The organism is Streptomyces sp. NH27, assembly GCF_056859195.1.
Window position 1 is genome coordinate 1 of sequence record NZ_JACEGK010000775.1, and the last position, 2,463, is coordinate 2,463.

1 protein-coding gene is annotated in these 2,463 nt (G+C 77.1%); it reads right to left on the reverse strand.

Features of this window, described 5'->3' with window-relative positions; genetic code table 11:
* The coding region (locus tag AC13HU_RS35655; RefSeq protein ID WP_483046147.1) for a TOMM precursor leader peptide-binding protein at positions 1-2,402 on the reverse strand (2,402 nt) is incomplete at its 3' end.
* Between the last annotated feature and the right edge of the window lie 61 nt (positions 2,403-2,463).

Consider the following 2,463-nt stretch of genomic DNA (forward strand, 5'->3'; position numbering starts at 1 on the left):
GTCGTCGCGAACGCCCGGGGCGCAGGCACGGGCACGGCCCGCAGGGCCGGCCCGGCCGCGCGCCGCCGGGCGGCGACGGTGGCCCAGTCGGTCCGCTCGGCGAGCGGCACGGGCCGGGTGTCCCGCGCGGCCGCGATGGTGGCAGGTGCGAGGTCCTTCATGACCGGATCGCCGGTGTCGACGCGGACGGAGCCGATGCGATCGCCGGAGCCGGGACGGTCGCCGGCATCGGCCGGGTCGCCCGATTCGGCCCCGTCGGAGGCCAGTTGGAGGGCGCCGAGCAGGTCGCGGAGGGCTTCGAGTGCCGCGTCGCGCCAGCACAGTGCGGTGCCCAGCGCCCAACTCCCGCCCGCGCGGGCGAGCACGGTGGGGGCGGGCCGGGTGTCCGGCGCGCCGAGGTCGAGGAGGTCGAGCCCGGCGCCGAGGTCGGCGCCGAGGTTGGCGGCCGACCGCAGCAGGAAGGTGAGTTCGGCGTCGGCGCCGTCCTCCGGGCCGACCCGTGCCGCCAGTGCGGCCGGGTCGATCGCGCGGACCTCGGTCGTCCGGTGCAGTGCGGCACGTAGGGCGGCGTGGCCGAGCGCGGTGAGCACGCCGCGGGCGGCGGCCTCGGCCGGGGTGCGGCCGGCGCCGGTGCCCGCGGAGGTCGGCTCGACCAGCCGGTCCCGGTTGTACGGGCCGAACGGGCGTACCGCGGCGGCTGGTACGAGCACGGTGCCACCGCCGAGCAGCGAGCTGGCCGTGCACCACGTGGTGACCGCCTCGGCGCCGAACCCGAGCCCGGCCGCGGTGGCGAGGGCAGCCGGGTCGGCCGCCTGCCACTTCTCCCGGGCCGCGTCGAGCGCGGCGCCGGTGAGCGGTTCCGGTATCGGTACAACGTGTTCGGCGTAGACCTCGGCGGCCCGGTGCAGCGCGCGCAGCCGGGCCCCGGCGACGTGGTGGACGTCGAACGCGCTGATCTCCCGCCGTACACCGTGGCCGAGGCCGAGCCGTACCGTGGCGGCCTTGAGCGGGGTCTGCGCCCACGTCTCGTCCGCGTACGCCTGGAAGACGCCCGCGGTGGGCTGGACGAGCGCGGCCCGGTCGGTGAGCTCGGCGAGCGCGGCCTGCCCGGCGTCGGCGTCCCCCACCGCGGCGGACAGCTCGCGCTCGCCGAACTCCCCGGCCGGTACGGCGTCGCCGGTCGGGTCGAGTTGCTCCAGGTCGGTGACCGCCACGGCCGGTGCCGCGAGCGGGGCACAGGCGGGGCAGCGCGGGTGCGGGAGAAGGGGTTCGGTGACGGTGTCGAGGGAGTCGGTGTCCTGGATGATCAGCCGGCCCTCGGTCTCCGCGGGCAACGCGCCCGTGGTGAGCCGGAAGACCTCGTAGCCGAGGAGGTTGCCGAGCATGGCGGCGAGCGGACCGCTCAGCGAGGCCGCGCCGGGCTGGTCGCGCGGGCCGCCGGGGGCCAGCCCGCTCCACAGGTCGGCGGCGGCGGCCGGGTCCCCGTTGGCGCCGAGCCGCAGCGCCGCACAGGTCCAGCAGCCGGCCGGCGCGGCGGACCCGCCGGACCTGCCCGAACCGTCGGAACCGTCGGAACCGCCCGACGCACCCGACGCGTCGGGCCCGTCCGTGAGCAGCGGCCCCACCACCGCCGACCGGCCGAACGTCCAGGCGGGCAGCACCTTCTTCCCGGCCGGGCGGCCCTCGGACAGCGCGGCGACCTGCCGCGGGCCATGGTCGCCGGTGACCAGCACGAGGTCGTAGCCGTCGAGGTCGGCCCAGCCGAACTCGCCCGGCACGCGGCCGGATTCGAGTACGTCGAGCGCGACCGGACAGCCCTCGTCCCGCAGCGCCGCGGCCTCCACGGACACCGAGGGGACGGCGGAGACAACGGCGGGACCGCCACCGGACATGGCAGCGGACGTGACGCCGGACGTGACGGCCACGCGCGCACAGCCGTTGCGGACCAGGGACAGCGCCGCCCAGTGCGCGAGCGCGTCGTCGCCGAGCACGGCCACCCGGGTGTGCCGGAAGCGCAGGAACCGGGCCGCCGCGTCATCCGCGTAGTGGTCGACGTAGGCGATCTGCGCGGCGAACCGCCGCGCCACGGCCTCGTCGGGCGCGGGCGCGTCGGCGGCGGGCGGGACCGCGTCCCTGGCGAAGCCACGCGCGTAGAGTGTGCCGACGAGTTGCGCCACCATGTCGCGCTGCTTGTCGCCGAGGCCCCCGCACAGCGCGGCCACCGTGTTGTCGCCGGTCAGGTGCGGCACGATCAGGGACGCGAAGCGGTAGGCCGACGGCATCACAACGCTGAAACCGCCGCGTGCGTTGTGGAAGTGGACTCCGGTCGGCGTCTGCGTGTAGAGCACGTCCCGGCGGATGCGCGGCCGGGTCGCGGCGATCTCCTCGTACGGTGACACCATGTCGGTCACGCCTCCGTGGGGTGCAGTTCCGCGGCGCCGGGCCGGGGGGACGGGTGGGGGG